We start from the raw sequence: 19,607 nt of genomic DNA, 5'->3' as shown, positions 1-19,607 counted from the left end.
TACAAAACCGGACATTATTCATTTTTTTTCAGCTCAAGGACCACAATGGATATCGGAGGCATTGTTACATTCAAAGACGTACCCGATAGCGAGAAATTAGAAAACGAAGCGGGCTGCACCCGATCCGGCTGATCGAATGTATTATGGGCATCCATTTGCTCAGCTGTTAAAATTGTTCCGGCTACAAAAAGAGATTCGGTATTTATTCCGCGTAAATCAACCGTAATTTCCGCTTCGTTTTCATGGTCAATGTTGCAGCAGCTTATATTCACGGTTCCTTCTGCATTTTTAGAAGCAGACAGGCTGACCTGCGGCATCGATTTATATTCTTCTGCAGTAGTCTCAAGTGTCAATTTCACCGCATCCTGATGAACTTTAAATAAATCAAACACATGGTACGTAGGCGTTACAATCATATTGCTTCCTTCTGTTAAAATCATCGCCTGAAGCACATTTACCGTCTGGGCGATGTTTGCCATCTGCACCCGCTCGTGATGATTATGGAAAATATGAAAGTGAATGGCTGCGACAAGCGCATCTCGAATAGTGTTCTGTTGATAGAGGAATCCTGGATTTGTACCGGGCTCCACATCAAACCAGGTGCCCCATTCATCTACGATAATAGCTACTTTCTTTTCCGGATCGTATTTATCCATAATTGTACTGTGTTTTGTGAGGAGTTCATCCATACGGTATGCTTTTTGCATGGTGACCGCCCATTCGTCTTCCGAAAAACCAGTCGCGGCTCCTTTGCCTGTCCAAAACTCGCCCGGGATCGTATAGTAGTGCAGGCTCAGCCCATCCATAAAACGGGCAGATTCCCTCATCAGCACTTCTGTCCAATTGTAGTCATCAATGTTTGCGCCGCCGGCAATTTTGTAAATTTGATTGCCATCGTAGTTGCGGACATAAGTTTGATAGCGGCGATACAAATCAGAATAATATTCAGGGCGCATATTGCCGCCGCAGCCCCAGTTTTCGTTCCCGACACCGAAATACTTTAATTTCCATGGCTCGTCCCTTCCGTTTTCACGGCGCCAGTCTGCCATCGGGGATTCGCCTTTAAACGTCATATATTCAATCCACTCAGACATTTCCTGAACGGTTCCGCTGCCAACATTGCCGCATATATAAGGTTCACACCCCAGCATTTCACAAAGCATCATAAATTCATGGGTGCCAAAATGATTGTTTTCGACCACCCCGCCCCAATGCGTATTAACCATCCGCTTGCGGTTCTCTTTCGGTCCAATGCCGTCTTTCCAATGATATTCATCAGCAAAACAGCCGCCAGGCCAGCGAAGAACCGGCACTCGAATTTTTTGCAGCGCTTCCAAAACATCTGTCCGGATACCATTTGTATTCGGAATCGATGAATCCTCTCCAACCCAAATTCCTTCATAAATGCATCGTCCCAAATGCTCTGCAAAGTGCCCATAAATATTTTTGTTGATTTTCCCCTGCTCAATATCAGTATTTAATACAGCTGTGTGCCTCACTCTATCAGTCCTTTATCAGTAAGTATTCTTATCCTTTTACTCCGCCTACTGTCAATCCTTCGATAAAGTAACGCTGGAAGAACAGGAACAGGATAACAACAGGAAGAATTGTCATAACAGATCCCGCGATCAAGATATCATAGTTATTTCCGTACGGTGTTAACAGAGTTGCCAAGCCGACTGGAAGGGTGAACATAGTGTTCGACCGAAGTACAACGAGTGGCCACAGAAAGTTGTTCCAGCTTGAAAGGCCCTGTAAAATCGCCATTGCCGCAAAGGAAGGCAGCATAAGCGGTGCCATAATGCGGAAGAAAATTCCGTACTCGGTACAGCCGTCCATCCGGGCTGATTCCATCAAATCTTTCGGGAGGCCCGATGCATACTGCCGGAAGAAAAAGACGGCGATAGGAGCTACCATCATCGGCAAAATAACGGCCAGGTACGTATCAATCATCTGAAGCCCGATCATCAGCTGATAAAGCGGCAGCATGAGTATTTCAAAAGGTACCATAAGAATCAGCAAAACCAGGATAAAGATAAACCGGTTTCCTTTAAAATTATAAACAGCTAGCGCATAACCAACCATTGACGAGAAAAACAAACAAAGAATGATAGTTGCTGCAGAAATAATAATGCTGTTCATATACCAGCTCCAATAGTTTCCTGCTTCCGTAAAAATGTATGTGTAGTTATTGAGATTCAATTGGTCAAACGGCACAGATAGTGTAATACCGTTTCTCATCAGCTCTGAAGACGGCCGCAGAGAAGAGAGCATAAGAGAAAACAGCGGGAATAAAGCTAAAATTGCGACAAGGGCGATAACAACAGTAACAATAGTAGTTAAGAGCTTGTCTCGTGCTAACATGTTTTACTCTCCTTTCTTTAATGTGCCGGATAATGAAAGCTGCAGGATACTAATGATGAAGATAATCAGCATTAACACGACCCCGATCGCCGCACCAAAACCAAGATCATTCATGCGGAAGCCCTGCTGGTAGATGTAGCCGACAATCGTCAAGCCGATATTTCCCGGGGAACCTTCAGGCCAAAATACATATGACTCTTCGTACATCCGAAAGCCGCCAATAATGGTGATGGTAACTACATACACTGTAATCGGCTTCAGCATTGGAAGTGTAATATGGCGGAACTTATTAAGAATCCCCGCTCCATCCATTTCAGCCGCCTCATATAACTCCTTTGGCACATTAGCGAGACCTGCCATAAAGTAAAGAATATTTACACCAAGCCATTTCCACGTACAAAGCAGTACCATTAAAAACATTCCTGTTGCAGCGCCGAACTTCCATTCCATCGGTTCTACCCCAAAAAATCCAACCACTGTGTTTGCAAGAGAAGACTCCGATTCTCCAAACATTAACCGGAATACAACCCCTGCTACAATCGTTGAAGTCAATGCCGGAATAAACAAAGAAGCCCGGAACACATTGGAAAAGCGAACAAACTTTGAATTAAGCATTGTGGCTAAAACCATGGGCAGTATCGTTAAAATTACAGTGGTTAAAACAACGTACACTGTTGTATTAGATAACGCTTTAAAAAAAGTCGGGTTTAAAATCCGCTCATAATTCCTCATTCCGATAAATGTTGTCTGTCCGGGCAAAATAGTCTGAAAGCTCATCACAACACCGTTAATAAGCGGATACAAAAATAAAAGCAAAAAAGAAATAATAAAAGGTGAAACAAAAACATACGGGACTACCTTTTTCGACAGGAAGAAGTCTTTCAAGGACCATTTCGACCGACGGCTCTCGGCTGTAGAAGCAGTTCGTTCAATCATCACAATCCCCTTTCTTTTCACTTATTTAGATGAGAAGGCAGGAATTTTTCCTGCCTTCTCATCAATGTTAATTGCTGCTGATAGCAGCTTCCGCTTCTTTCAATGCTTCTTCTGGAGACTGATTTTCAGCCCGGAGAACATTATTAAATACATTTGTTGACAGCTGTTCCTGAACAAGCGGATTTTTCTCTGTAATGTTGATCGAATCAATTTCATCTTTTATACTGAGCAGCGTATCGAAAATATCTGTGCCGAAGTATTGATAATATTTATTGTCCTCTTTAATTGCAGGGTTTTCCCAAACAGTCCATCTTGGAGGATCGAATCCCATGATTTTCCACAGTGCCAGATTCCCTTCTTCAGACAGCTTTGCATAAGCAAGGAATTCCTTCGCCAGCTCCGGATGCTCGGTTTGATTTGTGACAGCAGTTCCCGTACCGCCTGCACCAGCCGAACGGTTTCCATCCTCTGTCCACTTCGGCATCGGACGGATGACCATTTTTCCTTTTAAATCCTGCATATAATCAGTGAAGCGGCCCATATACCACATCGGCATAATGACAGAAGCCGCACCGCCGTCATTCATAAATCCATAGTATTCTTCTTCATGATGAGTGCCACCCGGTGTAATTTCAGCAATTTTTTCATCGTGGATTAAACCATGCATAAATTCAAGCGTTTTTACATTCGTTTCGTTTGCAAGTGTCAGCTTGCCATTTTCATCAAAGAAATCCGAACCTTGCTGTTTAATTAACGGCCAGTAGGACCAGTAGTCACCAGTTTCTAGTGTTGTCATGACTGCATCTGTTTTTTCCACAACTTGTTTTCCAGCTGCGATATAGTCGTCCCATGTTTCAATTGAATCAATATCCACGCCTGCTTTGTCCATAATTTCTTTGTTATAAAAAACAACGGTTGCGCCAACGTGAGTAGGTAATCCATAGTTCTGTCCATCTTTTGAATAGATATCAAATCGTGATTCGATAAACTCATCACGAACAGGATCTACATATTCATTCATTGGAAGAAGCTGCGGTTCTCCCTGAAGATAGTTCGGAAAACGGCCAAGTTCAATGTCAACAATGTCAGGGGCCCCTTTACCCGACTGCAGTGCCAAAAGCAAGTTATTGTGCATATTATCATAGGGATATGCTTCTGCTTTTAATTTAATCGGACGATCCGGAAATTCTTTATTCCACCGTGTAACAGCGTCTTCAAAAAGGTTGATATGAAGTTCCTGGAATGTCCAAAATGTTAATTCCGTAGCGTCTTTAGAATCACTGCCAATGACTTCGGTTTTGTCTGCACCTTCGGAATTTTCCGAGCCGCCTCCGCCTCCACCTCCGCCTCCACTGCCACACGCTGCCAGCAGAACAAACAGCATACTAAAAAGCAGTACAAACAAGCTTCTTTTCTTCATTTCCCTCTCCCCCTTTTTTTGAGTAAATGAAAAACAGGATACTACCAACATGGAAGCTCGCCTTTTACGTGTACGTACACGTAAAAGACATATTTTATAGATAGCGCTTACATAAAAGACAAGCAACACTGTTGGTAGTTAAAATTCTATCACGCTCAACTTGTACGATCAACATTTTTTGGAATATTTATTTTATAATTAAATGGAGTCACCTTTAATAATTTCATGTTCTAAAAGTGGTACGTATATATATTCATCTCTTTCTATTTTATGCACAATACTTTCAACAGCTTTTTCTCCAATCTGCAAAATTGGATACTTTACGGTTGTTAAGCGAGGAGTAATGTATTTCAGCATATCAATATCATCAAACCCCATAACGCCAGCCTGCCCCGGTATTGAAATCTTTTTTTCTTTTAATAAGTTCATCACTTCTAATGCATATAAGTCTGTTGAACATAGAATCCCTATTTTTCCGGTTGATTCGTATGGATACATCTTCAGCTTTTCCAGGTAATCGGCGTCTCTTAGCACAAGCGGGGCGGGAAGACGATTCGCTTTAACACCTTCCATAAATCCAATATAGCGCTCTTCTTGTGTATAAATGTTCGACTTCCCTGCATGTGCAAGAGGAGGGCTGATATAAATAAGCTGGTCATATTCTCTTGAAGCAATATAATCCACAGCTTCCTTCATCGCCTGGCGCTCTTGAATTCCAATATATTCCCAGTTACTTGATATGTAATTAAAAATCGTCACAATCGGTGTATGAAATTTTCTTAAATAATTGTCAAATTCTTCTCCCCGGTTTACTGTAAATAAAATAATTCCATCCACTTTTCGACTAACCAGATACTCAATACACATCCGCTCATTCTCAGGATCTTTATCTGTAAGTGTAATATAAACAAAATAGCCAAGCTCTCTTGCTTTTCGTTCAATCGCATTCATAAGCTGGGCAAATGAGCGGTTATACAGATCAAACAGCACCACGCCGAGGGTCATCGTTTTTCCCATAACAAGGCTTCTGGCAGTGAAGTCCGGCTGATAATTCATTTCTTCCGCTGCTGTTAATACTTTTTTTCTCGTTTTTTCACTGATTCCCATCCTGTTGTTAAGTGCACGATCAACAGTACCCGCGGAAACACCACAAACGGCTGCAATATCCTTTATTGTCACACGCATTTTTTCCCTCCTCTGACTCAAATAATCTATATGAAAGACCGGTCCTTCTTTAATTATACCTTACTTAAACGGTCAACTTGTATTCTTTTCGCTGGATAAAAGAAAACATGAATGCATATGCATCCATGTCTGTACTTACGTTATCTCGTTTTCATTTATATAACGAAGCATCGTATATCTGTCTCGAAGTGTATGTGCATCACGTAAACTGGCTTTTACTAATTCCGGCTCAATCCCCAATTCCGACGGACTGGCAGGCGCGCCTGCCCTTTGAAGAAGCCGGACAATCTCATCAGGATCTGGAATAAGCTCGACTCCAGCCCGGCAAGGAAGCTTTTCTGCTCTCTCCTTATACGTACGAGTAATAAGAGCTGTGGCGGCTCCTACCTTTGCTCCATGAAGAACCTGTGGACGATTTTCCTGAATAAAATTCATTTCCCAGTAGTGAGAGAGATGATGTTCTCCTCCTGAAGCTGGGTGTGACTGCCCAAACTTAAGCATGGCGATGCCTGATTCAATAAGCGTCTCCATTAAAGCGCGAATGCCTTCTTCTTGTTTTTCGGCAATCGAGTCAACATGTTTAACACACCGGTTTAAAGCACGTTCGGTTATAAGAGCTGCTTCTTCTGAATACGGCTCTTTCGCTGTCAGATGACCAAATTTCCAATCTGCCAGCGAAGTAAACTTCGCCAGCATGTCGCCAAAACCAGCGGCTATCATTTCGTCCGGCGCTTTCATCAGAACCTTGATATCCGCAAATAGGGCTTGCGGTGACACAGCTTTAAATGTTTTTTTCATCCCTCGCACAATAATAGGCGCGCCGACGGAGGTAAAACCGTCTACGGAAGGAGCCGTTGGGATGGACACAAATGGGACACCTGTTTTATCACTGCAAAAGCGAGTAATATCGTGAATAGTACCGGAGCCAACGGCTACTAAAACGTCGGTTTTCGCATCAATGCCAATCAATGCTTGTACGATAGATATTTCATCCGCTTTTACGTCTCCGTTTTGATCGGGTTCAATTAAACAGGTTTGCACTTGAAGAGACTTTTCAAGGAAACACTTGCTCAGCATTCCGCCGGCTGCTCTTTGTGTGTTTTTATCTGCAATTATTAAGATGTTTTTCCATCCTTTTTGTTGCACGTAAGCCGCACACTGTTCAAAAGCATCCTTTTCAATAACAATCTTTTCAATTGTGGTTCCCTTCACTTCCTATTCCCCTTTCCTGGTTGAAAACCTGTATATTGTTGTGGATTGATATTTTTTATCGTTTTCCAGGATACTCTGCGGAAAGTGCGGGTGATGAATAGAATCCGGCAGCCCCTGTGTCTCTAAACACAGGCCGGCGTATTTCCGCGATTCCCCTCCATTAAGCAGTACGCCATCCGTTATTTGCGTGCCGGAATACAGTACAACACACTCTTGATCTGTTTTTATACTGAGCACACGCCCACTTTCTTCATCTGATAAAATGATGCCGCCATCTCCGCTCAAAACGAAGGGATGGTCGTACCCTTTACCTGCCAGCTCATTTTGCGAATCATTTGCTTTTACCCCTGCTTGAATAGCCTGGCCCCCGCGAAAATCGAACACAGTGCCTTCAACTGGCTGGAGCCTGCCGGTCGGCAGAAGCTGGTCATTTAATTCCGCATATCGGTCACTGTCCATTTGCAGCAGGTGGCCGGTAATATCCCGTTTTATATTACCGCTTAAGTTAAAATACGTATGGTTTGTCAGGTTTAAAAGAGTCGGTTGATCCGATACAGCTTCATATTGAATAATAAATTCATTTTCACTATTCAGCGTGTACGTAACCGTAACCTTCACATTCCCCGGATACCCGCCTTCCCCATCCGGGCTTTCATGCGTGAACCGGACACCGCCTGTTATGGGCTCGGATTGCCAGATGACTTTGTCAAACCCTGCCTGGCCGCCATGCAGATGGTTGTTTCCATCATTCCGCTCAAGCGTGTATGTTTTCCCGCCCAGCTCAAATGAACCTTCCCCGATCCGTCCGGCAAAGCGGCCAATAACAGCACCTAAATACCATGGATTATATGCATACTGATCGGTCTTTCCATAGCCAAGCACGACGTTTTCACGGTTTCCTTGACAGTCCGGCACAATGATTTTGGTAATAATGCAGCCATAATCAATAAAACACACTTCCATTCCATTTTTGTTTTTCAATGTAAATTCTTTAATATTTTTGCCATTTATATTCCCAGTCATATTCTCTGCTCCTTTAGTAGAAGAAAAGGCCGGCTCATAAATGAGACAGCCTTTTCGATGAATTACTTCCAGATTGCTTCTCCCCACTTCAGCTCATTGCGCAGCTGAGATGTTTTCGTGTCATTGTCAATGATGATACATTCGATGTCTGACATTTCCGCAAAGTCATACAGCTGCTCGGCGCTGACTGCAAAGGAAAGAACCGTATGATGAGCGCCGCCGGCATAAATCCAGGACTCCGTCGCTGTTTTTAAAGACGGCTGCGGCTTCCAGAGCACTTTTGCGACTGGAAGATTCGGTGTTTGCTGCGGTGACTCAACTGCGTCTACCACATTGACGATCAACCGGTAACGTCCTCCCATCTCTACAAGTGATGCATTAACCGCCTGGCCGCTCAATCCGTCAAACACAAGGCGTGCCGGATCTTCTTTTCCGCCAATTGAAAGCGGATTAACAACAATGCGCGGCTTTGTAGCCGCAACGGTCGGGCAGACTTCGAGCATATGCGAACCGAGAATCATTTCATTTCCTTCTTCTAAATGGTACGTATAATCTTCCATAAATGATGTCTGCTTGTTGCCGGCTGCAATTTTCATCATGCGGAGAAGCGCAGCTGTCCGCCAGTCACCTTCGCCTGCAAAGCCGTAGCCGTCTGCCATGAGCCGCTGTGCAGCAAGACCCGGCAGCTGCTCCATGCCGTGCAAATCTTCAAAGTTTGTTGTGAACGCGTTATAATTTCCCCGTTCCAAGAATGAACGCAGTCCGATTTCGATACGTGCTTGTTCTTTGATCGCCGCGCAAATGTCATCACTTTCTTCAAATATATATTGCTGCTTGTATTCTTCATAAAGAGAATCGATCTGGTCCCGCGTGACGGTATTCATTTCTTCCACAAGATCGCCAATGCCATAATAATCTACGACCCAGCCAAATTTAATTTGCGCTTCTACCTTGTCACCATCCGTAACGGCTACATTCCGCATATTGTCACCAAAGCGGGCAACCCGGATATTCGGCCCTTCTGTTACCGCTACAGCAATATTCATCCAGTCGCTTACGCTTTTCTTAACTGACTCATCCTGCCAGTGGCCGACAATGACTTTGCGGCCAATTTGCATACGTGTACCGATAAATCCATACTCACGGTCTCCGTGTGCTGCCTGGTTTAGATTCATAAAGTCCATATCGATGCTGCTCCACGGGATCTCACGGTTAAACTGTGTATGCAGATGAAGAAGCGGCTTTTGCAGCGCTTTCAAACCAGCGATCCACATTTTCGCCGGAGAAAAAGTATGCATCCAGGTAATGATACCGGCACAGTTTTCATCGCTGTTCGCCTGCTGCATCAACTGGTGAATATCTCCGGATGTTGTCAGCACTTCTTTAAAAATAACCGGGTAAGACAGCTCAGCCTCTCCATTTACTCCATTTACGACTTCCTCTGAATTTTTCTGAACTTCTTGCAGCGCTTCTTCTCCGTACAAGTGCTGGCTTCCTGTAACAAACCAAAATTCTTTCTTATCTATTGCTAGCATACTTCTCGCTCCTTTGGGTTATTGTCGTTTTTAATAGACATCTTCAAGACCATTTAAAAAAACTTTTTCTTTAAACCAGCTGCCCTACCTTCTTTTGAATGAGTAAATGATCAATAGCGGCTCGCTCAATGGCAAGTCCTTGTTTATAACGATCCATAAAGGCTCCAAAACCTTCTACATCTTCTTCGTCTGCCTCTAATTCCACGCCGACATTGTCGCCAAATACCTTTTTATCCAGATACTCTTCCAATGATTCATTTTCTTCTTTATTAGCTGTAAAAGATGCAAGCAGCGCAATTCCCCAAGCACCGCCCTCACCAGCAGTTTCCATAACAGATACAGGCGCATTCATGGCTGCGGCCATGATCTTCTGTCCAACACCCTTGGTCTTAAACAGACCCCCATGTCCCAAAATCTTGTCGATCCCAATATTTTCTTCCTGTAAAAGAATGTCCATTCCGATTTTTAAAGTGCCAAGTGCCGAAAATAAATGTACACGCATAAAGTTTGCAAGGTTAAAATTGCTTTCTGGTGAACGGACGAATAACGGCCGGCCTTCTCTCATTCCTGTAATATTCTCGCCAGAATAATAACCGTAAGACAGTAGCCCTCCGCACTCCTTATCCCCTTCAAGAGCCTTATTGAACAAGACTTCAAACAGTTTATCCTTATTTACTTGATAACCCAGGGCTTCTGAAAACTCTTCGAACAGCTTCATCCAGGCATTGATGTCAGAAGAACAGTTATTCGCGTGAACCATACCAACCAAGCTTCCAGAGGGAGTGGTCACGAGGTCGATTTCTGGATAAACCTTTTTCAATTCTTTTTCCAGCACGATCATCGCAAACACTGACGTTCCTGCTGAGACATTTCCCGTACGCCGGGCAACACTGTTGGTTGCAACCATACCCGTTCCTGCGTCGCCTTCTGGAGGACATAGCGGAATGCCAGCTTGAAGGTTTCCACTCACGTCTAGTAGCTTGGCGCCATTTTCTGATAATTGCCCGGCTTCATCACCCGCCTGCATCGCCTGCGGCAAAATCTCTTTCAGCTTCCATGGATAATTCTTTTCAATAATCAAATCATTAAAAGCTTGAATCATCCTTGTATCGTAATTCTTTGTTTCCACATCAATCGGAAACATACCGGAAGCATCTCCAACCCCTAAAACTTTTTGGCCGGTCAGTTTCCAATGGATATAGCCAGCTAGTGTTGTGAAAAAATCAATATTTTCTACATGTTCTTCTCCGTTTATAATCGCTTGATATAAATGAGCAATACTCCATCTTTGCGGGATATTATAATTAAAAAGGGCTGTTAATTCTTTTTCTGCCTGTTCAGTGATCGAGTTCCTCCAAGTACGGAATGGAACCAGCAGCTCTCCGTCTTTGTTAAACGCCATATAGCCGTGCATCATCGCACTAAAACCAATGGCTCCAACCCTTTGAAGGATTACTCCATACTTTTCTTTCACTTCATTTGCCATTTCTTGATAACTTGTTTGAAGACCCTTCCAAATGTCATCAAGAGAATATGTCCATATTCTCCCTTCCAAACGATTCTCCCATCCATAGCTTCCAGAAGCTATGGGCGAATGGTTAGAATCAATCAACACGGCCTTGATACGAGTAGAACCAAACTCAATACCTAAAGCTGTTCGACTGCCAGCGATATCAGCTTTTATTAAATCCAGCTTATTCATCATTCAGCCACTTCCTTTTAATCGATAATGTACAATTCCCCATTAGACTTTGCCGGGTGCTAAAGGGTTCATTTACAGCCAGCTTTAAGCTTGATCCCGAAGCCCCTTATCGACGACGCTATATCGGTTTATCCTTTTTGTCCGTAATAGGCGTTAACTCCGTGTTTCCGCAAATAATGCTTATCCAGCAAAAATTGGTCAATAGGCTCAGTGTCAGGATTCAGATGAAACGTATTTAAGCCCATCTTGGCCACTTCTTCCAATACAACTGCATTATGAACCGCTTCACTCGGCGTTTTTCCCCAGTTAAACGGCGCATGTCCGTACACGAGAACACCAGGCATGGCTTTTGGATCAAGGTGGGTAAAGGTTTCGATGATGACATTGCCGGTTTCCACTTCGTATGCCTGTTCAATTTCCTCCCTTGTCAGCGGGCGGGTACAGGGAACTTCCCCATAGTAATAGTCAGCATGTGTAGTTCCAAGCGCTGGAATAGGTCTGCCCGCCTGCGCCCAGCTTGTCGCACAAGGAGAGTGAGTATGAACCACCCCGCCAATCCCTGAAAAATGCTTGTATAGAATCAAGTGCGTGGCCGTATCCGATGAAGGCTTTAGCGTCCCTTCCACTACATTTCCGTCCAAGTCTACGACAACCATGTCCTCTACAGTCAGCTGGTCATACGCGATGCCGCTCGGTTTAATAACGACAAGCTGCTCCCTTTCATCGAAACCGCTTACATTTCCCCATGTAAAAGTAACAAGTCCGTGCTTTGGAAGGGACAGGTTCGCTTCCAGCACTTCCTGCTTTAATTGATCCAGCATAAAAAGCCTCCTCACTTTAACTTATACGTATATATTCACTTCTTAAAATCCATAATAGTATAATATGTACGCATAATCAATATCTATTATGATAAACCTTCAATAACTTGTAGAAAAAAATAAAAAGCACATAAACAAGTTATTGTTTATGTGCTCCCTCTGCTATTTTAACAGATGACCGGATGTGAAGATCCGGTTCAAATAAAATAGGCTCCTGTTTTGGTTCTTTTTTTGCAGCTAACCCTTTCTTTTCTTGAACAAGTTCTAAAATAAGCCGCGCCGCTTCCCTGCCAAGATCACTTTTCGGATGCGTGACTGTAGTGAGCTTTACTTCAGATACATCAGCTAAAAAGGAGTCGTCATATCCAACCATGGCGATATCCTCTGGGACACGAAGTTTTTTCTCACGCAGAAGGTTCAGCAGGCTGAGCGCAAGCTGGTCATTGTAGCACACGAGAGAATCCGGTATCCCGTTTCCCTGCTGCTTGAGCAGCTGCTCCAGTTCCCGAGCCGGCTTGGTTTCCTTTTCTTCGGTGTAATACGTAATAATATTTTGCGGTTCAATGGGAATCTGATGCTTCCGATGCGCTTTCAGGAAGCCTTTCATCCGCTTGACCCCCTGGATATCATCGGTTTTAAAAAAACCGGCTATATTTCGGTATCCCTGCTTAATTAAAAACTCCGTCTGCAGAAAACCGCCTCGTTCGTCGTCAACCGCGACATAAAGAGGCTCAAGCTCATCGTAGTAGGCATTCATCATCACATAGGGAATGTTCTGCCGTTCTAAATTTAAATAATAGTTGATATTCGGATTGCTGAATGCACTTTTGGTTGGCTCAACAATCACTCCATCAAATGAACCGGACAGAATTTTCTCTAAAATCTCCCGTTCTGTTTGATGATCGTTGTTTGTGCTGAAAAGTGTGACATGATAGCCCTGCTCACTCAATACAGACTCTGCGCCCCGAATAATGGACGGAAAAATATATTCTGAAATATACGTTGTAATAAGGGCAATGTTTTTCTGTCCGGCTGGGTCCAAAACCGCACCGTTTGCCTGACGGTCAGCGCAGAATGTGCCTGCTCCCTGTTCCCGGTAAAGCCAGCCTTTGTTGACAAGATCGCCTATTGCAAGCCTCACCGTGTGGCGGCTGACTCCAAACTCCTTCATCAGCTCACTTTCCGAACTGATTTTTTGGTGAGGCAAAAATGTACCATCTAAAATGCGCGATTGAATCGCTTGCTTCACGATGCTGTGTTTAGTCGCCAAGCGATCACCTCCCCGTTTTGTTTCTTTTCCCTATAACTTATACGTATATATTATCACAAAAAAATAAGATGTATGCAGTTTTATTCAGTCAACGAAGAGCCGGCTTCCTGCTCATTCATCTAAAAAAGAACGGCCTTCTCATAAGAAGGCCGTTTCAGTATGTAGACAAGTCTTTCACTTTTAAGAAAGAGCCGATAAGGGATGTGGAAGACCCATAAGCAAAGAACGAATAGACATTTTCTCTTTTTTAAACAGAAAGATAGGAACTTCCCTATACAATCTTGCCGCAAGCCACTTGGCGGCGGGAAGGCGATGCAGACTCCTATGGGACGAACGGGCTCAGCGCCCGCCCCATGGAAAGCGGAGCTGCCTGGACGCCGCCGATCCATCCTATTCATGTGCACGGTCATACATATCATTTGTCTACAATTTGGAACGGCCTTCTCATAAGAAGGCCGTTTTCATTATCCTTTTACACTGCCAGCTGCAAGTCCTTCAATAAAGAAACGCTGCAGGAACAAGAATACCATTACCATTGGCAGCGAGGCCATAAGGGCCGCGGCTGCTACTAGATTCAACTGGCTTGAATTTTGCCCGAAGAAACCAGCCAGGGCTACCGTTAAGGTCTGCACGCTCGAATCCTGCAGGAAGAAAATCGCAAATTGATAGTCGTTCCAAATATAAACGGAGGAAATGATTAATACCGTCGCCGTAATGGGCTTTAAAAGCGGGAATACAACCCGGAAAAAAACACCAAGTGTACTCGCTCCGTCGATTCGTGCTGCTTCTTCCAATTCTTTCGGAATCGTTGAACGGATAAAGCCGGCATAAAGGAAAATCGTGAGCGGCATAAAAGCGGCCACATTATTTAAGATCGCAACAAGGTGGGTGTTCATCAAGCCGACATCGACAACAAGCCGGTACAGGGGTACAAGTGCTGTTAGCGGTGGAATTACCATCACTCCAACAAACAGCATGTACACGTATTTATTCAGCTTTGTTGTCCGGCGTGCCAATGCATATGCCGCCATTGAGCCAAAAAAGATCAATAAAACGGCTGAGCAAATGGTAATAATCGCTGTGTTGATAAACGCGTTGCCGAGATTTGCCTGCTCCCAGGCAAGCGCAAAATTTTCGGTATCAAAGGAAGTAGGAAACGCCCATTTCGACGTGAAATCCCCTACTTTTTTCAGCGATGTGGTGATCAGTATATAAAACGGGATGAGGTGAAAAAGCGTAATGACAAGAGCGAGCCCGGTCAGCAGCCATTTTGTTCTTGAAGATATTTGTTCCATTACGCTTCAACCTCTTTTCGTTTAAAGTAGATAAGTGCCGCCATGCTGATAATTAAAATAATAACCGCCATTAAAACCCCCTGGGTCGCCGCATAGCCTGCATCCTGGCGTGAAAAATAAAGATTGTACATAAAAGTAGACATCGATTGGGAAGCATTCCCCGGCCCGCCATTTGTCAAAGCGACAATTACATCAAAAAGCTTTAATCCGCCAATAATATTCAGCACCATATTAATAGTAATAGACGGCATAAGAAGCGGAATTGTAATGTTTTTAAACTTTTGCCAGCCGGTTGCTCCGTCTATGTTCGCTGCTTCGTAATAATCTTTTGAAATGCTTTGCAGTCCTGCCAAATAAATAATCATGGCAATACCGACGAATTGGAAAGTGTTCACAAAAACAATAATATACGGGTTTACAGCGGGGTTGCCGAGCGCGTTAATCGGCTCTTTTCCAAACAGAAGGAAAATATCATTTAATGCTCCTCCTTGAAATGCAAAGAAGAAATACCAGATGTAGCCCATAATGAGCGGGCTGATAATAACAGGCAGATAAATAACCGTTCGCGTGAAAGAGCGTACTTTTAAATTGTGATTGAGCAATAAAGCGTAACCCAGTCCGACAATGTTTTGTAAAATCGTACTGCCTATGCCGTACAGCAATGTGTTTTTTACAACAAGCCATGTATCAGGGTCGGCGAACATACGCTTATATTGATCAAGCCCAATGTAATCGTACGTTTGCGAGAATCCGTTCCAGTTGGTAAAGGAAATACGGATTCCATCTATAAACGGATATACAATAAACAAAACGACAATCAGGACACTAGGCAGATACATCCACCAAAGAGACGATTCCCGGCGGCTTCTTTTCAACTTGGCGCTTTTTGTTTTCATGCTTGTTTTGTCGGGTGCTTTCGTCAGTGCGGCCATTTTTATCCATCTCCTTTACGAGCCGGTTGGCCAGAGAAGCAGCTGCCTCCCTGTTCCATCCCTTATTCTGCTCTTAAGCGCTTATATTCCTCTTCCATCTTTTTGGATACCTGCTCCGGTTTCATCGTGCCAGCAATCAGCTCCTGTCCGGTTGCTCCCATTGGATCCCACATGCCGCTTGGCAGGTAGACACGGTCAAAGTACGGCTGAATTTGCGTGCCTTCGTACTGTTTGTAAAATTCCGCAAAATAGTTGTCTGCATCTACGTTTGTCAGTGCATCTGGAAGAGATGTGCCTTCTGCAAGCTTTTTAGCCACTTCCGGCTGAGCAAGATATTCGATAAACTGCTTGGCTTCTTCTTTGTGTTCTGAATTTTTTGCAACTGCAAGGGTAAACCGTTCGCCGCCAATCCAGCTTGGTGAGTCTCCTTCATGAATAGCTGGTACCGGAATCGTGCCGACTTGGACCTCCGGATTTAATTCGGATACTTCACGCCCGACTGATCCATTCAGCATCGTGAAGGCAATTTTGTTTTGTGCCATCAATTCAGCACCCTGTGTTACCTGAGCCGTCAGCACGTCTTTGTTTAACAGTCCTTTATCATTCATTTCTTTCAGCTTCTCAGGCAGGTATGTGTAATTAGACCAATCAAACGATCCGTCGAGCAGTTCTTCCCCATGGCTGTTTTCCTTGTCTGTAATTAAAAGCGTTGTCGCAAATTCATCGAAGTATTGGCCGAACTGGCTTTTATCCGAACCGCCGAGCCAGAATGGCACCACTTCTCCTTTACTTTTCTTTTTCACTTCTTCAAGCGCCGCCATCAATTCATCAAACGTTTTCGGCGGCTCGATCCCATACTTGTCCAATAGCGTTTTATTGTAAGACATTCCGTCCAGTGCCTGGTTAACCGGATACGCGTGGAGCTTTCCTTTGTCATCTGTCAGAATTGGCTTCATCGCTTCATCCAGGTTTTTGGCCCAATCCATATCACTTAAATCTTCTGTATATTCCCCGTACCGGCTTTTCGCCCAGCCATGTGTATCAAAAAGATCCGGCATATCATCTGCGGCCATTTTAACACGTGCAAAATCTTCATAGCCGTCGCCTGGATACGTATCTTCAATATCAATTTCCGGATGCGCTTTTTCAAAATCCGCCACGACTTCTTTGAAAATCTGCTGATCTGCTTTTGTCGTGGCCGTCGACATCATCGTCAGTTTCACTTGGTCCCCGCTGCCGCCGCCCTCTGCGCTGTCCTTGCCGCAAGCCGACAAAGCCATCATGGCGGATAAAGAAAGAACAGATAATGTGACTTGTTTTTTCATGGAATTCCCTCCGATTTTCGTTGGATATTATTGTCGCTCCTGCTGGCGCAGTGCTCCGCAGCTTTCACGGACTACCAGCCCTGTTGGCACCATAATTTTAATGGGCATTTCCCGGCCATCCAGCCGGTCAAGCATTGTTCGAACACCGAGCCGCCCCATTTCTTCGGTCGGTATTTTAACGGTGGTCAATGGCGGAGACGTAAATTGAGCCATTTTGATATCGTTAAAGCTGACAATCGCGACGTCATCCGGCACCTGGATACCGGCTTCATGAAGCGCTCTCATTGCGCCGATGGCCATCGAATCACTCGCAATGAAAAAAGCGTCCGGCACGTTTCCCTGCTCAATGGCTTCTTTCATCAAATCGTAGCCGGACTGAATGGAATACTCTTTCACAAACAGCAGGCTTGGGTCATACAAGCCGCGCTCTTTCATTTTGCTTTCGTAAATCGTTTTTCTCGCATCAGGTGTATAGATTTTTTTTAATGACTGCTCCTGTTCGACGGAAATTCGTTCCGTGCCGCCAATATAACCGATTCTTTCATATCCCTGGGCCGCCAGGTGATCCATTGCCTGGCTGGCAGCTTTTTCATAATCAAAAATGATCGAATCGTATTGATCTTCATAGGTATGCTGATTAATGAGCACTATATTGCGGTTGTATTCGCGAATTGTCTGCAAAATCAAGTAATCAATTCTGCCTACTATGAGCAGGCCGTCGAGCTCAGCGAGCTCCTCTCTTGCTTTTACCATATCCTGAAGGCGGATCAGCTTTAATGAGCTGATCCCCCGGACTGCACATTCTTTTTCAATACCTTCACGGATAGACAGCCAGTAGGGGTCACTCGCTTCCTCCTCTTGTGTTTGAACCAGTACCATACCGAGGTTAAACGTCTCGTTTTTAGTTCCTTCTTGTTTCTGTACCTGGCTTTGCAGCCGTCTGCTTTTAACTGTCCGGTAATTCAGCTCTTTTGCTGTATCAAAAATCTTTTGTTTTGTTTCCGGAGAAGCGGAAAGTGTTTCGTCGTGATTCAACACTCTCGATACGGTTGAAGGAGATACATTTATCCGTTTAGCAATATCTTTGATCGTCACCATGTGGCATCCCTCACTGATCGTTTAGTAAATTTTACTTTTCAAAACGATCATATCACGGATAATAAGCGCTTACAAAATAATTTTTTTGAAAAATCAGACAGTTTTACTGTCTGATCGGCTGTTTAGATGATTGATATTCCGGCAGCATGTCGCCATGTGCTTCAATTAAGTCATCACACAAGCTGATAATGTCATCCATCGAAAGCTCCGCTGCTGTGTGCGGGTCAAGCATAGCTGCCTGATAAATTTTCTCTGTCGATTTTGTAATCGCTGCTTCAATCGTTAAAAGCTGCGTGTTAATGTTAGAGCGGTTCAGCGCCGCCAGCTGTTCAGGAAGTTCACCCATATAAGCCGGGGTGATACCATTTCGATTCGCGATACACGGTACTTCCACTACCGCTTTTTCCGGCAGGTTTGAAATAAGTCCGCCCGTATTTAACACATTTCCGCCAAATACAAACGGCTCGTTCGTTTCCATGGCTTCAATAATACGCGAGCCATATTCGTGAGAGCGTTCGTGTGTTAAGTTCTGGTCATTCATCAGCTCTTCTTTTGTTTTCAGCCAGTTGTCGATCTGTTCCTCACAGCGGCGTGGATACTCATCAAGCGGGATGTTGAAGCGGTCAATCAGCTCTGGATACTTTTCTTTAATAAAGAACGGATGATATTCAGCATTATGTTCGGAAGATTCTGTCACGTAAAAGCCGAATTTATCCATCAGCTCGTACCGCACCATGTCATGATGCTTCGTTTGCTGCTTTTCTTTTGCTCTTCTTTTAATTTCCGGGTATAAATCCTTGCCATTGGATTTAATCTCAAGAAGCCATGCCATATGGTTAATGCCGGCGATGCGCTCTTCAACATTTTCATGCGGGATGCCGAGATCCTTCAGCAGATCTTTTGTGCATACCTGCACGCTGTGGCAAAGCCCAACCATTTTTACATTTGTGTAGCGGGAAACAGCACCTGTTAATGTAGCCATCGGATTGGTGTAGTTTAGAAGCCATGCATCCGGGCACACCTCTTCCATATCTTTTGCAATATCAAGCATAACCGGGATGGTGCGCAGCGCCCGGAACAAGCCGCCAATACCGATGGTGTCCGCGATTGTCTGGCGCAAGCCGTATTTTTTCGGGATTTCGAAATCAATGACCGTACTTGGCTTATAGCCTCCAACTTGAATAGCGTTGATTACATATTTGGCATCTTTCAGCGCTTCCTTCCGGTCTGTGTACGTGTTGATCGTAACACCCGAATTCAGCGTATTCTTCAGTGCCTTAAGCAATACTTCCGACTCTGACAGGCGATTTTCATCAATATCGAACAGTGCAAATTCAAAGTCCTGAAGTGCCGGGGACATCATGCAGTCACCTAACACATTTTTCGTAAAAATTGTGCTTCCTGCGCCAATAAACGTAATTTTTTTCATTTGCCCGCCTCCATTAAAAGTTCATGTTGAAATTTTAGTAAATTTTAATTAATGTATTTC

General features: G+C 44.1%; 16 protein-coding genes. All 16 read right to left on the bottom strand.

Annotation, left to right across the window (positions count from 1 at the left end):
* Nucleotides 1–14 precede the first annotated feature (14 nt).
* Complete coding sequence (locus L2D08_RS21715) at nt 15–1,499, bottom strand: alpha-N-arabinofuranosidase (RefSeq protein WP_242237231.1); 1,485 nt, start codon at nt 1,497–1,499, stop codon at nt 15–17.
* A gap of 28 nt (nt 1,500–1,527) precedes the next feature.
* Complete coding sequence (locus L2D08_RS21710; RefSeq protein WP_242237230.1) at nt 1,528–2,364, bottom strand: carbohydrate ABC transporter permease; 837 nt, start codon at nt 2,362–2,364, stop codon at nt 1,528–1,530.
* A 3-nt stretch (nt 2,365–2,367) separates the two neighbouring features.
* Entirely contained in the window at nt 2,368–3,300 is a 933-nt protein-coding gene (locus L2D08_RS21705) for a carbohydrate ABC transporter permease (protein WP_242237227.1), read from the bottom strand.
* A 67-nt stretch (nt 3,301–3,367) separates the two neighbouring features.
* Nucleotides 3,368–4,720: an ABC transporter substrate-binding protein gene (locus tag L2D08_RS21700; RefSeq protein WP_242237224.1), complete on the bottom strand. Its 1,353-nt coding sequence runs from the start codon at nt 4,718–4,720 to the stop codon at nt 3,368–3,370.
* A gap of 198 nt (nt 4,721–4,918) precedes the next feature.
* Nucleotides 4,919–5,905, bottom strand: coding sequence for a LacI family DNA-binding transcriptional regulator (locus L2D08_RS21695; protein WP_242237221.1), 987 nt, complete (start codon nt 5,903–5,905; stop codon nt 4,919–4,921).
* Between the two features lie 135 nt (nt 5,906–6,040).
* On the bottom strand, nt 6,041–7,117 hold the full coding sequence (locus L2D08_RS21690; protein ID WP_242237218.1) for a sn-glycerol-1-phosphate dehydrogenase: 1,077 nt from the start codon (nt 7,115–7,117) through the stop codon (nt 6,041–6,043).
* A 3-nt stretch (nt 7,118–7,120) separates the two neighbouring features.
* Nucleotides 7,121–8,140 (bottom strand): aldose epimerase family protein, encoded by a 1,020-nt coding sequence (locus L2D08_RS21685; protein ID WP_242237215.1) that lies wholly within the window; start codon nt 8,138–8,140, stop codon nt 7,121–7,123.
* Nucleotides 8,141–8,202: 62 nt separating this feature from the next.
* Nucleotides 8,203–9,675 carry an L-arabinose isomerase gene (gene araA / locus L2D08_RS21680; protein WP_242237213.1) on the bottom strand — a complete coding sequence of 491 codons (1,473 nt, stop codon included), beginning with the start codon at nt 9,673–9,675 and terminating at the stop codon, nt 8,203–8,205.
* 70 nt (nt 9,676–9,745) lie between these two features.
* A complete protein-coding gene (locus L2D08_RS21675) occupies nt 9,746–11,377 on the bottom strand; it encodes a xylulokinase (RefSeq protein ID WP_242237248.1) in 1,632 nt (543 codons plus the stop codon).
* Between the two features lie 128 nt (nt 11,378–11,505).
* Complete coding sequence (gene araD / locus L2D08_RS21670; RefSeq protein ID WP_242237211.1) at nt 11,506–12,198, bottom strand: L-ribulose-5-phosphate 4-epimerase; 693 nt, start codon at nt 12,196–12,198, stop codon at nt 11,506–11,508.
* Nucleotides 12,199–12,337: 139 nt separating this feature from the next.
* Complete coding sequence (locus tag L2D08_RS21665) at nt 12,338–13,468, bottom strand: GntR family transcriptional regulator (RefSeq protein WP_242237209.1); 1,131 nt, start codon at nt 13,466–13,468, stop codon at nt 12,338–12,340.
* Between the two features lie 464 nt (nt 13,469–13,932).
* Nucleotides 13,933–14,763: a carbohydrate ABC transporter permease gene (locus L2D08_RS21660; RefSeq protein WP_242237207.1), complete on the bottom strand. Its 831-nt coding sequence runs from the start codon at nt 14,761–14,763 to the stop codon at nt 13,933–13,935.
* Nucleotides 14,763–15,659, bottom strand: a complete 897-nt coding sequence (locus tag L2D08_RS21655) for a carbohydrate ABC transporter permease (protein WP_242237247.1) — start codon at nt 15,657–15,659, stop codon at nt 14,763–14,765. Before L2D08_RS21655 ends, L2D08_RS21660 begins: the two co-directional genes overlap by 1 nt.
* Nucleotides 15,660–15,757: 98 nt before the next feature.
* On the bottom strand, nt 15,758–17,020 hold the full coding sequence (locus tag L2D08_RS21650) for an ABC transporter substrate-binding protein (RefSeq protein ID WP_242237204.1): 1,263 nt from the start codon (nt 17,018–17,020) through the stop codon (nt 15,758–15,760).
* 27 nt (nt 17,021–17,047) lie between these two features.
* On the bottom strand, nt 17,048–18,118 hold the full coding sequence (locus L2D08_RS21645; protein ID WP_242237201.1) for a LacI family DNA-binding transcriptional regulator: 1,071 nt from the start codon (nt 18,116–18,118) through the stop codon (nt 17,048–17,050).
* 103 nt (nt 18,119–18,221) lie between these two features.
* The gene (melA, locus tag L2D08_RS21640) at nt 18,222–19,547 is read right to left on the bottom strand and encodes an alpha-glucosidase/alpha-galactosidase (protein ID WP_242237198.1); all 1,326 of its coding nucleotides are present in this window, start codon (nt 19,545–19,547) and stop codon (nt 18,222–18,224) included.
* Nucleotides 19,548–19,607: the final 60 nt, after the last annotated feature.

Origin of the sequence: Domibacillus sp. PGB-M46, assembly GCF_022668875.1 — a bacterium.
Classification (GTDB): domain Bacteria; phylum Bacillota; class Bacilli; order Bacillales; family Domibacillaceae; genus Domibacillus.
The sequence above is the reverse complement of the archived record's forward strand: the minus strand, read 5'-3'. Positions and strand labels throughout refer to the sequence as shown.